14 protein-coding genes are annotated in these 16,299 nt (G+C 53.1%); 5 read left to right on the top strand and 9 right to left on the bottom strand.

Annotated features, from left to right (window positions below; translation table 11 throughout):
• Together HOJ95_08935 and HOJ95_08930 are read left to right on the top strand one after the other, a co-directional pair.
• Positions 1 to 1,411, top strand: a 1,411-nt coding sequence (locus tag HOJ95_08935; GenBank protein MBT6394817.1) for a hypothetical protein, incomplete at its 5' end; no start/stop codon positions are given.
• The gene (locus HOJ95_08930) at positions 1,329 to 1,886 is read left to right on the top strand and encodes a flagellar hook-basal body complex protein (GenBank protein MBT6394816.1); all 558 of its coding nucleotides are present in this window, start codon (positions 1,329 to 1,331) and stop codon (positions 1,884 to 1,886) included. The genes HOJ95_08935 and HOJ95_08930, both read left to right, overlap by 83 nt.
• 60 nt (positions 1,887 to 1,946) lie before the next feature.
• Here the strand turns inward: HOJ95_08930 and HOJ95_08925 are convergent, their stop codons facing one another.
• The 4 genes from HOJ95_08925 to HOJ95_08910 form a co-directional block, all read right to left on the bottom strand.
• Entirely contained in the window at positions 1,947 to 2,666 is a 720-nt protein-coding gene (locus tag HOJ95_08925; protein ID MBT6394815.1) for a hypothetical protein, read from the bottom strand.
• Positions 2,667 to 2,690: 24 nt separating this feature from the next.
• The gene (locus tag HOJ95_08920) at positions 2,691 to 3,848 is read right to left on the bottom strand and encodes an acyl-CoA dehydrogenase (GenBank protein ID MBT6394814.1); all 1,158 of its coding nucleotides are present in this window, start codon (positions 3,846 to 3,848) and stop codon (positions 2,691 to 2,693) included.
• Between the two features lie 22 nt (positions 3,849 to 3,870).
• A complete protein-coding gene (locus tag HOJ95_08915) occupies positions 3,871 to 4,464 on the bottom strand; it encodes a class I SAM-dependent methyltransferase (GenBank protein MBT6394813.1) in 594 nt (197 codons plus the stop codon).
• Positions 4,465 to 4,564: 100 nt separating this feature from the next.
• Positions 4,565 to 4,903: a (2Fe-2S) ferredoxin domain-containing protein gene (locus HOJ95_08910; protein MBT6394812.1), complete on the bottom strand. Its 339-nt coding sequence runs from the start codon at positions 4,901 to 4,903 to the stop codon at positions 4,565 to 4,567.
• Between the two features lie 190 nt (positions 4,904 to 5,093).
• On the opposite strand from HOJ95_08910, the gene HOJ95_08905 reads away from it, so the two are divergent.
• Positions 5,094 to 5,921, top strand: a complete 828-nt coding sequence (locus HOJ95_08905) for a (Fe-S)-binding protein (protein ID MBT6394811.1) — start codon at positions 5,094 to 5,096, stop codon at positions 5,919 to 5,921.
• Entirely contained in the window at positions 5,918 to 8,080 is a 2,163-nt protein-coding gene (locus HOJ95_08900; protein ID MBT6394810.1) for an iron-sulfur cluster-binding protein, read from the top strand. Before HOJ95_08905 ends, HOJ95_08900 begins: the two co-directional genes overlap by 4 nt.
• A gap of 80 nt (positions 8,081 to 8,160) precedes the next feature.
• On the opposite strand, the gene glnA is transcribed toward HOJ95_08900, so the two are convergent.
• The 3 genes from glnA to HOJ95_08885 all read right to left on the bottom strand — a co-directional run bounded on the left by glnA (position 8,161) and on the right by HOJ95_08885 (position 12,797).
• Positions 8,161 to 9,621 carry a type I glutamate--ammonia ligase gene (gene glnA / locus HOJ95_08895; protein ID MBT6394809.1) on the bottom strand — a complete coding sequence of 487 codons (1,461 nt, stop codon included), beginning with the start codon at positions 9,619 to 9,621 and terminating at the stop codon, positions 8,161 to 8,163.
• Between the two features lie 92 nt (positions 9,622 to 9,713).
• On the bottom strand, positions 9,714 to 12,446 hold the full coding sequence (glnD, locus tag HOJ95_08890) for a [protein-PII] uridylyltransferase (GenBank protein MBT6394808.1): 2,733 nt from the start codon (positions 12,444 to 12,446) through the stop codon (positions 9,714 to 9,716).
• Between the two features lie 12 nt (positions 12,447 to 12,458).
• The gene (locus tag HOJ95_08885; GenBank protein ID MBT6394807.1) at positions 12,459 to 12,797 is read right to left on the bottom strand and encodes a P-II family nitrogen regulator; all 339 of its coding nucleotides are present in this window, start codon (positions 12,795 to 12,797) and stop codon (positions 12,459 to 12,461) included.
• A gap of 362 nt (positions 12,798 to 13,159) precedes the next feature.
• Here HOJ95_08885 and HOJ95_08880 point away from each other — a divergent pair, with 362 nt between their 5' ends.
• Positions 13,160 to 13,483: a hypothetical protein gene (locus tag HOJ95_08880; protein MBT6394806.1), complete on the top strand. Its 324-nt coding sequence runs from the start codon at positions 13,160 to 13,162 to the stop codon at positions 13,481 to 13,483.
• Positions 13,484 to 13,755: 272 nt separating this feature from the next.
• On the opposite strand, the gene ispH is transcribed toward HOJ95_08880, so the two are convergent.
• Together ispH and HOJ95_08870 are read right to left on the bottom strand one after the other, a co-directional pair.
• A complete protein-coding gene (gene ispH / locus HOJ95_08875) occupies positions 13,756 to 15,474 on the bottom strand; it encodes a 4-hydroxy-3-methylbut-2-enyl diphosphate reductase (protein MBT6394805.1) in 1,719 nt (572 codons plus the stop codon).
• 117 nt (positions 15,475 to 15,591) lie between these two features.
• Positions 15,592 to 16,128, bottom strand: a complete 537-nt coding sequence (locus HOJ95_08870; protein ID MBT6394804.1) for a metallophosphoesterase family protein — start codon at positions 16,126 to 16,128, stop codon at positions 15,592 to 15,594.
• Positions 16,129 to 16,299 lie beyond the last annotated feature (171 nt).

Here is a 16,299-nt window from a genome sequence, read left to right as displayed (position 1 = left end):
GGAAGTAGCTGTCGAGGGCTCGGGCTTTTTCGTTCTAGCAGATGCACTTGACCCAACCCAACAATTCTATACGCGTGACGGTTCGTTTTCCCTCGACAGCACCCGGACTTTGTTTCATAAGGGAACGGGGAAAAATGTTCAGGCATTCACCGTCGATGCAACAGGCGCGGTAACCACCACCCTGGCCAATGTCGTGATCGGCGCCACAAGCAGCGTTGGTCTACCCACTGCTAACGTCGATTTAGTTGGAAATCTCGATTCGACAGCCCCCATCCTCGGTACTGCGGGCTCCACTACCTCAACCGCCATATTTGATGAATTTGTCATCAGTAGCGGTGTGAATGATCAAATTATCTTCGAAAGCGGTGCCTCTGGGCCCATTACCGCCAACTTGATTACAGATGGGGGACTCACATCGGGGACTGCCGTGGGCGGCGCGGCCCTAGCCAGCGCTGTTAAAACAGCACTTGAGGCGACAAACCTTAATTCTGACACCTATGCCGTTGACTACTCGCAAAACGAGGATACGTTCACTATCACCAACAACAGCGGAAACATAAATTCAGTTACATTCCGCCATAGCGATGCCACCTCAACCGCCTCGAAAACGCTTGGCTTTCTCGGCGTCGATTCCGTCGAGATCGGGACAGGTGGATTTGAAAAAAGTGACGTGGGCGTTGCTTTCAACGTCCTCACCGGCGCAAACGACAATCTTACCGCCACCATCGACGGCACCGCCGTCAGCGTCACCATTCCAGCTGGAAACTATTCGGGCCAGGAACTCGCATTTCAGATCGAAAAACAGATACGTGCAATTTCAAGCACCCTAAGGGGCACAACTGTCACCTTTAACACCAAAGGCTCGGAAAACAGATTCAAAATTAGTGGCCCAAAAACAGGTGGAGCCTATACCATCAACCAGCCCTCGAACGGTGCAACCCCCACCGTCGCCGTCACCGCCACCAGCACCGTTATAACGGGCGGAACACTAGGCGCAACGACAGGGCTTACCGCTGGGACCGCCCAGGCGGGCACTGGCTTTTTCGACGTTAACGATTCTATCGCCACGAGCACAGGAAATATTTCAATCGATGTTTTCGACGGGCTCGGGGGAACGCATGCGGTGAAAATGTTCGTGCGAAAAACGGGCGACAACCTATGGGAGTGGCATGCAGCTCTTAAAGGATCGGACCTGGTTGGGACCACGGCTGATGACAAACTTGAAGAAGTAGCCAGCGGACTTATTCGCTACACCCCCGACGGCAAGCTCGAGAGTGAAGTCATAACTGCTGGGACCGGTTCATTCAACTTTGACCCGGAGGTTTCTGGTGGGACACCCCCTCCAGCGGGGCCAAGCCATTACATTCAATTTCGGCTCATCGATCATCACCGAGGGAGGCACCGGAGATGACGGTATTGGACAATTTTCCTCCTCGACCTTGGGTACAGACCCGTCTACCGGGCAAGCGGGTCAATTTGTCGTCCCCGGCGAAGCTTTCCAAACGAGACTGGTTCGTGTGGACGGTATCAAAAGTGGCGCTTTTGACGCTATTTCCATCAACACAAAGGGAGATATAATCGCGACATTCACGAACGGATCAACCCAATCGATTGGAAGAATCGCTTTGGCTCTGTTTGCCGCAGACGACTCCCTTGATGCGGTAGGAGACAACCTTTTCAAAGAATCCGCGCTGTCAGGCTTGGCATTATTGACTGACCCGGACACGCTCGGCGCGGGCAGACTTATTCCTGAGGCTCTTGAAGCATCGAACAGCGATATCGCCGAAGAATTTGTCGAATTAATATTGGCGCAACAAATCTTCCAGGCAAACGCCCGAGTCGTCTCGGTATCAGATGAAATCTTAGAAGCTATCACCAGAATCTAGGCGAAGCTTTCCTCTGATGAGCATCCAAAAAATACTGGTCACTTGATTTTCAGTTATCTATTAAGGCTTTTGGAGTGGCCAGATTCGGGAGCCAACCAAGGGCGAGCCCGGAGGATGCAAGAGATAGCCGTGGACTTTATGCGTCCACTCCGTTTCCTCGAGCGCCACATAGTTCTCCTCCCTCGCCTCCAGCGAAATATATTCGTAAAGCACAGAATGCCTCGGCGCACCCGCAGCAGCCAAAAGTTTTCTCGCGCCTACGCAGCCTTCTGTCCGCTCCACCCCGACCATTCGTTCCTGCGCATACCAGGCTTGCAAGTCCTCATCATTTCCCTGCGCATCGTAGCGGCCCATTTGAATTGCGGGCGAGAGAATATCCTCGGCCTCGCGCGAGGCGGCAGAAGGACCCTCGGCCCGCCACTCCTCGCAAAATATCATCCCAAGCGGCGACACGCGCCGCGACACCATTTCGCGCGTCTCGGCGCTCTGCGTCTCCTTGAGTTGAGACGGGCTCGGATCGAAGAATGTTCGCGTGGACTCGCCCCCGAACAAGGCAATAAAACCAGCTCCCGAGGCCAGGTCCGGATCATCTTCCCTCCCAAGGCGACTCAATACTTTTTCAAAAGCCGTGCCCGGATGTACGACCTCATAGTGCGCGGCCCAAAGATACCCTGGCCGGGTCAGTTTCTCCGGGATGTGGACGCCGTGAAACCATTCGAAATACGCCTCCCGCCCCTCCTCGGGCAGGTCATAGAAGATTGCCCAAATGGCTTTGTCCATTTTGCCTCCAGTTAAATCCGGCCACTATTGCGCCGGATATTTCTCAACCAATCGTTGTGCAATAACAATGCGCTGAATATCGTTTGCACCCTCTCCCACCTGCAACAAAATCGCATCGCGATAGTAGCGCTCTATGGGAAGCTCCTTGATATAGCCATAGCCGCCGTGAATGTGAATCGCCACCTCGGAGGCTCGCTGGGCCGCATCTGTGGCGAAGAGTTTCGCCATCCCCGCCTCAAGATCACAACGCTCGCCGCTGTCCTTCATGACAGCGGCCCGATAGGTAAGATGGCGCCCCGCCTCAAGGGAAGTAGCCATATCGGCGAGCTTGAGTTGGACGGCCTGATGCTCGGCAATGGGTTTTCCCATCGTATGGCGCTGTTGGGCGTATTTTAAGGACGCCTCAAAACAAGCCCTATGAAGCCCCAACGCTCGTGCGGCCACCTGAATGCGTCCCAGCTCCAGAGCAGCCATGAGCTGCTGAAATCCCTGATTCTCCTCTCCGATCAGACAATCCTCAGGCACTGGACATTCCTCAAAAATAAGCTCACCCGTGCGAATACCCTTGTAACCAAGTTTGTCGAGGTGGCGGCTCACCTGAAAACCATCAAGGCTGCGGTCCATCATCAGACAGCTGATTCCGCGATGTGGTTTGTCGGCATTCGGGTTCGTCCGAACCATCACGCCAAAATGCGTGGCATTCTCGCTATTTGTAACAAACATCTTCGAGCCATTGACGATGTAATTATTCCCCTCGCGCCGTGCAGCAGAGCGCAGCGCAGCGACATCCGAGCCACCGCCCGACTCTGTGATTCCGATGCCTGTGCGCATTTCTCCTGCAGCCAGCCTAGGCAGCCAGTCACGCTTTTGCACCTCGGAGCCGAAGCGGCTCACCATCCAAGAGACCATCGAATGCGAGCCAATCACCCCTGTCAAGGTCATCCACCCGCGCGCCAGCTCCTCGGTCAGAATAGCGAAGCTCATGGCGTCCATTCCGGCCCCGCCATTCTCCTCGGGAATAATCGCGCCGAAGTAGCCCAGCGCCTTCATCCGGTCAACGAGCGGCTGTGGATACTCGTCCCGGTGCTCATATTCGCTGGCCACCGGAATGACTTCGCGATCAACAAATTCGCGAACACTCAACTCCAAGGCTCGTTGAAATTCATTTAACCGAAAATCCATGCCCAATCACTCCTTCTCATCTTCACGCGGCTGCCGTGCTGTCCTCATTTTGCTCCCCTTGCAACACCACGATACATCTCCCCCTGGATGCGGAGAGTCTTGGCATAAGGAATCGATCGATCGTCTCGATCTCCAGGCCAGCATCACAGATAAAAGTGTCAATCTTCCGGTTCATGTTGCAGCCACAACCGCATATTCGCTGAATTGGATTAAGTCGATCCTGCCAGCGGGCGACACTGACGTCATCACTCCGTCCATGCTCAAGAAAAATGAATTTACCCTCAGGCTTGAGAACTCGTACCACCTCTTTAAGTGCGCTGTCTAGATCGGATATCGCACATAGCGTCCATGTCGAAACCACACAATCGAAGCGATCCGCTTCAAAGGGGAGTTCTTCAGCGCTTGTGGCTTCACGTCGAACAGGCATTCGCACCGCGGCTATTCGTTTTTCCACCCGCCTCGGAAGAAAAACTTCGGGGTCCACCAAATAGAGGGAATCGACAGACTCAGGATAATGAGGAAGATTTAGGCCGGTGCCAAACCCAAGCTCCAGCACTTCTCCCTGGGCGGAGACGAGCGATTTTTCGCGCTCGGCCTGAAATTGGGGTCCACCCATGATCCAGTCCATCCCAATCGGAAACATAAATTTCGACCAGAGCCCCATATCTACTCCAATGTACAGAGGTCCCCTTACCTCGTCACGTATAATAATGAAGCTACATCATCGAAAAACCGGTGGGGGCCTCGGGGATGAGAAGACGCTCGACGGGTTCGCCGCGATCGAGATGGGAATCCACAATCTCCTCGGCATCCTCGACACGAACACCCTCATACCAGACGTTATCCGGCATCACACAGATGATCGGACCGCTCGAGCAAATATCGAGGCAGGTCGTCTTGAGCGTGCGGGCCTTACTCTTCAATCCTTTCTCGGCAATCAGATCCTTGATGCGCTCGCGCACCTCGACTGAGCCACAGCGTCCGCAGCTTCCCTTTGGATGGTCTTCGGCCCTCTCGTTGGTGCATACCAGGACATAACGTTTTTTTGCGTGCATCAAACATTCTCCTTGCCGATAAATACCGGTCACATACGAAATTATGAACACCGGCGATATGATGAATACAAACATTATCATTTCAACCGAGAATTCATCAAACAGTGACTACTTGTGGGATATCGACCTGTTCTGCAACACTTCAAAAGGATGCTAGAATTAGGACAGATCAAAGGAGAAAGGATTTTACATGGAACATGATGGTCAGGATATTTATCCACATCAAACGACGGGCCAATCGCCCGCCGCGGCGCCTGCTCGCGTCATTTTTTATCCCACTTGCTTGGTGGACACTTTTTTCCCGGGCGTGGGCGAGGCGGCTGTTTATCTGATTGAATCGCTTGGCTCTGAGATAATTGTCCCCGAGGGACTGACCTGCTGCGGTCTGCCCCATTTCAATAACGGATACCGGGGGGAGGCCCGCCGCGTCCTTGAGTCGCAGTTGGAACAACTAGCCGGCGATGAGCCCATCATCGTCCCTTCAGGCTCTTGCGGGTGGATGCTCCGATGCGTTCTTCCCACCCTCTTCCCCGAAGACCCCTGGAAACGCTCACAGGCGGAACAAATCTCGACACGCGTCCTTGAGCTTTCTCAATTCCTCAATAGTTATGTGTTGCAAGAGACCAGAGCGCACTTAACAGGCAAGGTCGTCTACCATGATTCATGCCACCTTTTGAGGGGACTCGGAGAAAAAGAAGCTCCCCGCCGCCTTCTCGACCTCGCCACGGATAGCCGCGAGGAAATGACGAGCTCTGATCGGTGCTGCGGCTTCGGCGGAAGTTTTGCCGTAAAATTTCCGGAAGTTTCGTGTGCAATGCTCGATGAGAAAATCCGTGCTGCAGAGGAGGCGGGGGCCGACTGGATGGTGGCGGCAGATGCCGGTTGTATGCTTCAGATCGGCGGTGGATTGATGAAGCGCGAATCGCGCATAAAACTACTACACTTAGCACAAGCCCTTGCTGGCCCTGGCGCTCCTGGCTGGCCGGATGAGAACTCTCCAGAAAGGAGCGCGCCTTGAAATCTCCGTTTAACAGGCGAGCCTCCACTGCCATAGCTAACCCCGACCTCCAAGAGGCGCTTCACGTAGCCACCTCGCGATTTGGCGACATGAGAAAAAAGGCGTTCGAATCCACTGCGGCGCCCCTTGCCCTGCGAGCCAGTGCCCGTGAAGTTCGTAGGCGCACATTTGATGATCTTGACCACCACCTCGAAACGCTTTTCTCGAACCTCGGCAAACTTGGTGTCCAGGTGCACTCGGCCACCGACGCGAGTGAGGCCGTTAAAACTGTTCTCGACATCGCCCGCCGCAAGAACGTAAAGACGGTGGTCAAAAGCAAATCTATGGCCACGGAGGAAATTCATCTTAACGCCGCCCTCAAGGCAGCTAATATTACGCCTTTTGAAACCGACCTTGGTGAATGGATACTCCAACTCGCAGGAGAGGCGCCAAGCCACCTTGTCGCACCCGCACTCCATAAAACCCGCGAGCAGGTGGCCAGGCTCTTTGCCGACAAGGTGGACCCAAATATCGGGGATGATCCTCGGGAGTTAACGGCGGCCGCTCGTGGAAAACTGCGCGAAGAATTTCTCCGCGCCGGGATGGGTATCAGCGGTGTCAACTTCGCCATTGCTGAGACGGGGACGCTCTGCCTGGTCACGAATGAGGGTAACGGTCGCCTGGTCACGACCCTACCCAAAGTTCATGTAGCCATCATGGGCATTGAGAAAGTCGTCCCCACAATTCAGGAAGCATTAACGCTGCTGGCCGTTCTTCCTCGAAGCGCAACGGGCCAGAAACTTAGCAGCTATTTCACGATGGTGACGGGCCCTAGAAAACCTCAAGAGGCAGACGGCCCCGAGGAGATGCATCTTATCGTTCTCGACAACGGGCGCTCGCGCCATTTGGGTGGTCCCTTCCATGAGGCCTTCTATTGTATTCGCTGCGGGGCCTGCCAGAACGCTTGCCCTGTCTTTCAAACGGTCGGAGGCCACGCTTACGATTCGGTCTACGGAGGACCCATAGGTGCAATCCTGAGTCCGATGCTGCGCGGGCTGGAAGCCTCGGGCGAGCTATCCGCCGCCTCTAGCCTTTGTGGTGCATGCCAAGAAGCCTGCCCGGTTTTCGTCGATATTCCACGCATGCTTATTGAAATGCGCGAGGCACGCACCTTGAGGCACACCGTTGGCATTGGCGAGCGAGCCGCTTTTCGCCTCGCCGGCTGGGCTATGCGCACCCCCCTGGTATGGCAAACGGGCCAAAAACTCATATCGAGACTTCTCGGGCCGATTCTCAGGAGCGGCAAAACTGCTTGGATTCCGGGCCCGGCGGGTGCTTGGCTCAAGGGACGCGACCTTCCCCCTCCTCCCACAAAAAGCTTCACCGCCCGGTGGCGAGACCACCAAAAGATATCGAAAAAAAACACATCTCGCCAAGAGATGGCTCCGGGTCAAGATGGAGAAAAAACCATCGAGCTCGCCCGGCGCACCTTGGCCATCTCAAAGGGGATATCCCACGTACCAGCGCCACCGCCGCCCGGTCCCCTCCCTGAAGTGGCGATTCCCGATCTCATCGAGCGGTTTTGCACAGAATTTGAACTCGCGGGCGGCCATTCGTATCGACACGAATCAATGGAGACAACAAAAAAAACCATCCTCGATCTCGCCAATCGGTTTTCCGGCCAGCCAATCGCGGTCAGCGACAATCTGCCTCTCACCGCCGCCGATTGGCTAAGAGAAAGCGGACATGAGGTTCTCTCACTCTCTCCTCCCGGCGAGGATTGCCGTGAATCACTTTCACAATCCGGGCTCGGAATCACCGATTGTGACTGGGCCATCTCTGAGACCGGCACGATCATCCTCACCAGCGGCCCGAATCGGCCCCGGCTTTACTCCCTACTCCCCGAGCTGCACCTTGTGCTCATACCCGAGGAGTGCTTAATTCCACATCTTTCAGGCGCCGGACCAAATATCCATGGCGCCCTTACCAGCGGCGACACACCGCCGAGCTGCGTGAACCTAATCACCGGGCCCAGTCGTTCTGCCGATATCGGCCTCACACTCGTCACGGGCGTTCATGGCCCCTGTGAGATTCATGCAATTATAATCCCCGCTGACATTGGCAAAGGAACCACCACCTCGACGGGCGCTTCATCCCCCTTCACGCTTGAGGACGAATAAACAAAAGCCCCCAAGCCAGTCCTCCCGGCTCAGGGGCTTTTGTTTCTCAACTGCCGAGCTACATCCCGGCCTGTTTAAATCTAAATGTCATAGTACAGAGTGAACTCATAAGGATGCGGGCGAAGCCGAATGGCGTCCACTTCTTCCTCACGCTTGTACGCAATCCAGTTCTCGACCATATCCTTCGTGAATACATCGCCCTTGAGAAGGAAGTCATGGTCCGCCTCAAGCGCATCGAGCGCCTCGGGTAGGCTTCCCGGCGTCTGCTTAACACCAGCCTTCTCCTCGGGCTCGAGGTCGTAGAGGTTTTTGTCCACCGGCTCGGGGGGCAGAATTTTATTCTGCACGCCGTCAAGGCCAGCCATGAGCATGGCCGAGAACGCCAGATAAGGATTACACGAAGGGTCTGGGATTCGAAGCTCGACCCGCTTTGCATTCTCGCTGTGCGAGTACATCGGAATACGCACGCAAGCGCTTCTGTTACGGCAGCTATACATGAGGTTAATCGGCGCCTCATAGCCCGGCACGAGCCTGCGGTAGCTGTTCGTTGTCGGATTGGTTAGCGCAACCAAGGCCGGGGCGTGGTGCAGGAGACCACCAATGTAGTAAAGGGCCGTCTGGCTAAGATCGCCGTATGTTCCCAGCTGGAAGAATTGATTCTTCCCCTTCTTCCAAATACTCTGATGGGTGTGCATGCCCGTTCCGTTGTCCATAAACACGGGTTTGGGCATGAAGGTCGCCGTCTTTCCGTGCCGACGGGCAACATTTTTCACGATATATTTGTACTTCATCATCTTATCGGCTGTGGTCAAAAGCTTATCGAAGTGGATATCGATTTCGCTCTGCCCGGCGCTGGCTACTTCGTGATGGTGCACCTCGGTTTCAATACCGATGTCCAACATGGTGAGCATCATCTCGGAACGAATGTCCTGTAGCGTATCCGATGGCGGAGTGGGGAAATACCCCTCTTTATAACGAAGCTTATGACCAAGATTGGGGCCCTCGTCAGTGCCTGTGTTCCAGGCTGCCTCGACGGAATCCACCTCGTAGAAGGCATGATTCTCCGCCTGATTGAAGCGTACATCATCAAAAACAAAAAACTCCGCCTCGGGACCGAAATAAGCTACGTCACCGATACCGGTTGAGTTCAAATAGCGCTCGGCCTTCATCGCAATGTTGCGCGGATCTCGGTTGTATAGTTCCAGCGTGATCGGATCTTTAATGTCGCAGATCAAAACGAGGGTGGGTATCTCCAAAAACGGGTCCATAAACGCCGTGGTCGGATCGGGTATGAGGAGCATATCGCTCTCATCGATTGCCTGGAATCCACGAATACTCGACCCATCGAAGCCCACTCCCTCCTCAAACGTGTCGGTATCAAGTGTGCCAATCGGTGAGGAGAAATGCTGCCACATGCCGGGCATGTCGGTGAAGCGGTAGTCTACAATTTTGGCCCCGGCATCTTTGGCCATTTTGAGAACTTTGGCGACAGCGTTTCCGCCCTCTCCTTTGGAAGAAGCTTTTTTCGGTTTCGTTGCCATTCAATCAACTCCTCTTCAAAATTGGACACGTTGTGCCCGGCTAAAAAAATCCCACAAGAGCTGACCCTAAGAGCCGTTGCCCCGGTCATCCCTCAAAAAGACGCTACATTTTTCTCTGAATCCTCAGTAAGCTCCATAGTTAACATTTCACATAATTCACTAAGTCGTTGCTTATCCTCGATTTTCTGAAAATTGGAATCCGTCACATAAAAGACGTCAACCACCCTAAGGCCTTCGGTAATTATCTTCGCCCGCGAAATGGAAACACCCTCGTCAGCCAGACGACCCGCTATCCTCGATAGCAGCCCATGCCGGTCAGCCGTGATGACCTCGATTATCGTGTCATCTTCACTGGCAGCCAAGTCATACTCCACCAGCGTCGGAATTTCAAAATAAACCCGTTGCCGAGGAGGCTTGATTCGATTATTTTTGGCGTTGATTTTCTCAATATCCATCTTGCCACTTGAAAGATCGACCAAGCAACTCCGAATTGCTTCCCACAGCTTTTCATCAGTTACGGCCTTATCTTCGGCGTCAACCACAATAAACGTATCCACCACCAAACCATCGGTATCAGTAAATGCCTTGGCATCAAGAATCTTAATACGAAACGATGCAAACGTAGCTGCAATGATCCCGAACAGGCCCAGCCGATCCCGGCAAACCATGGTTAAAAGTGTATTTCCCAAACGCCGTCGGTGAGTAACCTCCAAAACAAAAGGCATATCTTCGCTGAGTTTTTCGCTCATCTCAATTTGACGTAATATATCTTGGGGTGCGGTACCCAGACGATATCTCTCTGGCATTTTATTTAGATAGTCAAGAATTCGCGCAGCATCTACTCGGCTTACGGCGGCCCTTGCCTCAAGACACACCTGACTCCCGATGTCATCGAGCCTCTTTTTCCGGGATACGGCTTCATCCGACTCAAGTACCCGAAGGGTCCGGCGGTAGAGCTCGTAAAAGAGAGTACCTCTCCATTCATTCCAAATACCCGGTGCCACCGCATTGATATCGCCATAACTTAGTAGATAAAGCATCTTAAGCTTCTCGACAGTCCCCACTTTTTCCGCAAAACGATCTATCTGATCGGGATCATCAATATCTCTTCGTTCGGCGATAAGTGACATTTCCATATGATTAGCCACCAGAAACTCAAGGACCTTGCCCTCGTCGGCAGGAAGCCCGAGACGAACCGTTATGTCGGGCAAAGCTGCCGCGCTGCGTTGATCATGCCGCGCACCCCGCGCCTTGCCAATGTCATGCAGCAACAGAGCCAGTCGCAAGATGTGGCTTCGCTCCATATCCCGGTGAATATGCGCAAGTTCCTGCAGCGGCATTTCTTTGGAATATGCCAGGTCATCGAGAAACTGAATCGTCAACAACGTATGTTCATCAACCGTATAACGATGGTAGTGATCTAGCTGGACAAAACATGTCAATTCATCGAACTCAGGGATATAGCGTCCCAATACGCCCAGAGAATGCATTTCCTGCAAAATGTGAGCAACGCCAGCCTTACCCTCAAGAATCCGGAAAAACGAATCCTTGACCTCGGGCGAGGAGGAGAAAGATTCGTCTAGTTCCTCCAGACTGGAGCGGATAAAATTACGAAGCTCCGGCGAGAGGCTGCAGCTATAGCGAAACTGCAATTCAAAGATTCGCATCAAGCCTGCCGGGTGGCTCATCACATCATCACCTGAGCCATCGAGGACCAGAGAGTGATAATCCCTTAGCGCAAGCCCATTGCCGAGCGGTTCGATACGTTGCCGACGGCGAGCCCAGCCTTTTTTTGTCAAACTCTCTTCGAGGCTTTCAAAAAAATCGCGGCAGAAAACATGAATCGTTCGAGCGGACATGAAATAATCCCGCATAAATTTCTCGCTGGCTTTGGCCACCTTGGAGTCCACATAGCCAAGAGTTGGCGCAACTTCCATCTGAGTTAGAAACGTCAACATGTCTTGTTTCGACCCCGATAGAAAATGAAGTTGCGCTCTGAGACGAAGGAGAAAATCATACGCCTCACGGACCCTTCTGCAGTCCTCCTCCGGCATCCAGCCTTTGCGCCAAATACCATCAAGTTTCTTCGCCCCATAGGCACTGGCCAACCAGAGAACCGCGTGCAGATCACGGAGCCCGCCGGCGCTTTCCTTAAGATTCGGCTCTTGCACATATACCGAAGGGTCCCAGGAGCGGTAGCGCTCGTTAAGTTCTCGCAGCCGCCGTCTGAGGTGTGCCCCTTTACTCACTCTTTTTAGATAAGAGTCGAATCGATTGTTATAAGCAGTAAATATATTTAAATCGCCTGCTACCAGGCGATTTTCCAACATGGAGGTTTCGCTCTGATAATCCTCTCGGGCAATCTTCACGCACTCGCTAATGGTTCGGGCGCTATGCCCAATATCGAGCCCCGCATCCCAGAGCAAATAGAGAATCGAGCGCACCAACCGGCTCGTCTCTGGAGACCGCTTGGCGAATACGAACATGAGATCGATATCAGATCCAGGAGACAACTCTCCTCGCCCATAGCCTCCAATGGCGACCATCGCGCATTTATCCGAGTCCTTCGCTTCGGCTCCCTCGCTATCATGAACACCATGCCCCCATATTTGACAAAGTAGGGCATCAATGAAAACGGCGCGGGCCTCGGCGAGCTCTATCCCACCGGCACCCTCACCGTGTGAGTCTGCGAGAAATTTCTCGCCGCGAGCGAAGGTCCCCTTGATATGACGCAGGAAAGCACCTCTTTCCCAACGGCTAGCCGCAGGTACAGCTTCAAGGAGTTCGTCTTTCAGTTCGAAAAGAAGGCCAAGAGAATGCGTCATGAAGTAAAGCGCTTAGATCGCTTCGTCTCCGCGCTCTCCGGTTCGAATGCGAATGCACTCTTCTACAGGTTGCACAAAAATTTTCCCATCGCCGATTTTATCGGTCTTCGCCGCGTTCGTAATCGCTTCAACGATGGTGTCGACTTTCGAATCCTCCGCGAGAATTTCAAGTTTAATCTTAGGGAGGAAGTCAACAACATACTCACTGCCCCGATAAAGCTCAGTATGGCCTTTTTGCCTTCCGAATCCTTTCACCTCGGTCACCGTCATTCCAGCGACACCCGCAGAGCCGAGCGCTTCTTTTACTTCATCCATTTTAAATGGCTTTACTATTGCTACAATCAATTGCATGGCAGAGTCTCCAACCACCAGGAAACATAGGGAACCTTCAAGATTCCACGAAATATAACATGCCCAAAAGACAGGTCAAACGACTTGGTATGCGCTAAGGATACCCGGTCCATCCTGTTAAGTATGTTTTACAGTCAATATGTTTCGGCATTGTTTCGTGGCTGTTACTTATCAATTAAATTCCCCAAACCTCGGCAAGAGCGAATTCAGGCTTATTTGCCGGCCCTCCAGGCCCCTAGGACCCCCACCAAAGCTACTTTCGGGGCTTGATTCCACCCCTCAAATCCCCTAAACTCGCCGGCTCATGGCGTTGCTACGGCAAACCTGTGGATTTCACTTTATCTTTGCTTGAGGACAGAAAAATGGAGTGTACGCTTCTAGAAGGGCCTGTTGAATGTCATTTTGCCCAACGGGGTGGAGATAACGGCGCCAATCGCTGCAGCTACAATGGCGACAGTTGCCTCGGCGTCGTGGAGGAATGTCTCAGCGGGGACGACGAAAAACCCTGCGAGCATATCATTGAACTCCCAAAGGGGAAGTTTTGCACTCGATTCCCTAACCCGGCGAACCGCTGGGCCCGGGGGCGTTGCCCATTGGCCACCCACATTAAGATGGATTTCGCCGCGCCGCTTGAGAAAAAGCTTAATCCCCTCAAAGCGTCCAAGCGGGCCGCCCGAGGAGGCTGATAACCTCCCCTCTGGCGAATAAAATCGAGAACACAGAAAACTCCGCTTTCTTATGAAGGCGGAGTTTTTTTGTTCATTTGCAGAACGTTTTCCATCGGAAATTGTTTCGACCGAATTATTTTTGTTTCCAGATATCTTGCGCCAGACGCATTATAGCCTTAAAAAAATCATTCACAAAAAAAAGCACCGGAGTAAATCCGGTGCCACATAGAATTTTGTCGGACCGATTAGTATCAAATAAACAATATCATCATGGCCCCAGATTCTCGTCCTCAAGCCACGATGAGTGCAACAATCCCCGCGCTAATGAACTGCAAATCCACTACCGCCTCGGTAAGCCCGCTATGGCCTATGATTTTTTTCTTGTACAGCCATATCCCCAACCCCGAGATAATCACCGGGACGAGCATTGCAATGCCAATGCTGGACGCGACCCAACCATTCACAACACCTGAGACAAGCATGACTGCCATGGCAGCACAAACACATGCCAGCATAACCTCGGTCTGCTCTTTTCCCAACAAAATGGGCAAAGTTCGCTTGCCGACTATTTGGTCGCCCTGTATGTCGCGCAGCTCCATGAGGCCCGAGCGCATCAAAGTCATGCCGAACGCAAATAGAATAGCTATCGGCCACGCAGCGCCAACAAGTTCAGGGTTTGCCAGGGCCGGCAAAAGCGCCAAAGATACGACCCATCCCACTGTGACGACCACAGTTCTCGATGCAGGAAAATCCAGCACCTTACCCACATTCAAAGCCCTGGGCTCCATTCGCAAGCTATAGAAGGCACCTAACATCGATCCGATAAACAAAACGACCACCACAGTGAAAGAAAGAACCACACCCAGGCCTAGTGAAACAAGGCCGGCCACGACGCTTGCCTTAACAAGAATGCCTCGATTTTTTTCATAAAAGAAAGCGCGATTGGGTTCGTTATACCTATCTGCTTCAAAACTCGTGCACCTGTTCATTGTGTGCATGGCAAACAGATAGAGAGACGCCACCGCAACACCCATCGTGCTGACAGGAAAACCACCAAGCACAGAAGTTGCGACCGAGGCCATCGAGGCGGCTAGCAAGAGAAGTACGTTTGCCCGTGAGAGGGCTTTGATGCCCTGAATTAATCTATCCGAAAACCGAGAGACAGTATCAGGTATTGACTCTATCCGGTTCACAACCCGGCGGATCATCCAATCTGGCGTTGACGCCCCGGCCGTCACGCCTATATTTTTAAATTTTCTCAAGTATTCTGGATCGATTTCATCCTCGGTTTCGATCAGTAGAGAAGTGGAACCCTCCTCCTTGGCCACCTCGGCGAGGCGAGCCGTATTTCCGCTATTGCGCCCCCCGACGATTATCATCAAATCAACATCGGGCGCGATTTGGCGAACCTCCTCCTGGCGCACCTCAGTTGCATCACAAATGGTGTTAAACATCTGTGCAGCCGGATAGCGGGTCAGAAGCCCTTCCACGACCTCGCTCCAATCACCCATATTAATTGTTGTCTGCGCCACGACAATCACATCGTCGAGCCCGGAGGGGATTTTTTCGAGATCCTCAAAAGAGGTGACCAGGGTGTGGCCCGCCTCGGAATATCCGATATGACCCTCTACCTCAGGATGACCTTCCTCGCCGATGATGACTGTGTGGGCCCCCAGCCGCGAATGCTTGCGGATAACACCATGAACCTTCGCCACCAACGGACACGTGGCATCGCGAATGGTCGAGCCTGAATTTCGCAGCTTCTCGCGCACCTGCGGAGAAATACCGTGCGCCCGAATAACGAGCAAGCCATTATCCGAAGGCGTTTCAGCCGGATCATAAGGCGTGATGTCTTTTTCTTTGAGTAAACTGACCGTCTGAGGATTATGAATCAGGGGTCCGTGGGTATATACAGGCGCTTTTGCTTTGTTCGACGTTTCGAGAACGATATCGAGGGCACGCTCAACCCCCCAGCAAAAACCCGCTGTCTTAGCCAGCTTGACGCGCAATCTAAATACTCCAGAAACAGGGAGCCCTCGTAGGGCATCTGAGAGAAATTCAGCAATAAATTCTTGGCGAGTTTATCTTCTAAAAATTTTGCTTGCAATGCAGGATATCAGAGGAAATCATCCAGAACCTCCGCGCTCAATACGGCTTTCATGAATAATTTTCTCCGATCTGCCGCTAAAATCTATAATCCTGAATTCTCCTCCCTCGGGCCCGAGCAGAGCTTCTCCATAGGATTGAGGAAGAGTAAATCGCCTGGGTCCACAACTCCCCGGATTGAAATAAACCGTATTTCCTAGTTGTTGGCACAATGGCTCGTGCGTGTGACCAAAGACCACGAGATCGGCCTCCTCACCCGCTGCGACATCTCGAACTTCTGTGGAAGGCCCCCCCCTCTCCCAGACGATATGCTGAACTAAAATACGCCAGCCGCCCACACTGACAAATGCGCGCAAGGGAGCCAAATTGGTCCAGTCCACGTTTCCGCAAACCGCAGTAACTTGAGCCACCCCCATCAATTCATGCAAAATATCCTCGCCGCCCAAATCCCCCGCATGAATAATGTGAGCCGCCCCCTCACACGCCTGAACCACCTCACGGGGCAACTTTCCGTGCGTATCAGAGAGAATCATCAACCGGCTATAGTCGTTTTCCATAGTGCCTTTTTCCATTCATCGCCCAGACCTCGAGAGAGCCAGAACACGCGCCCCCAAGCGACCCAAATCAACCGCCCTTCGCACCATAAACCACCACCGCAACATGGCTCGATAATTGGGATAAATATCGCTCATCACTTCATGGCGGGGAAAAGCAGCCTCCCAGAGAAG

This window comes from Nitrospinaceae bacterium (assembly GCA_018669005.1).
Lineage (GTDB): Bacteria > UBA8248 > UBA8248 > UBA8248 > UBA8248 > UBA8248.
The sequence above is the reverse complement of the archived record's forward strand: the minus strand, read 5'-3'. Positions and strand labels throughout refer to the sequence as shown.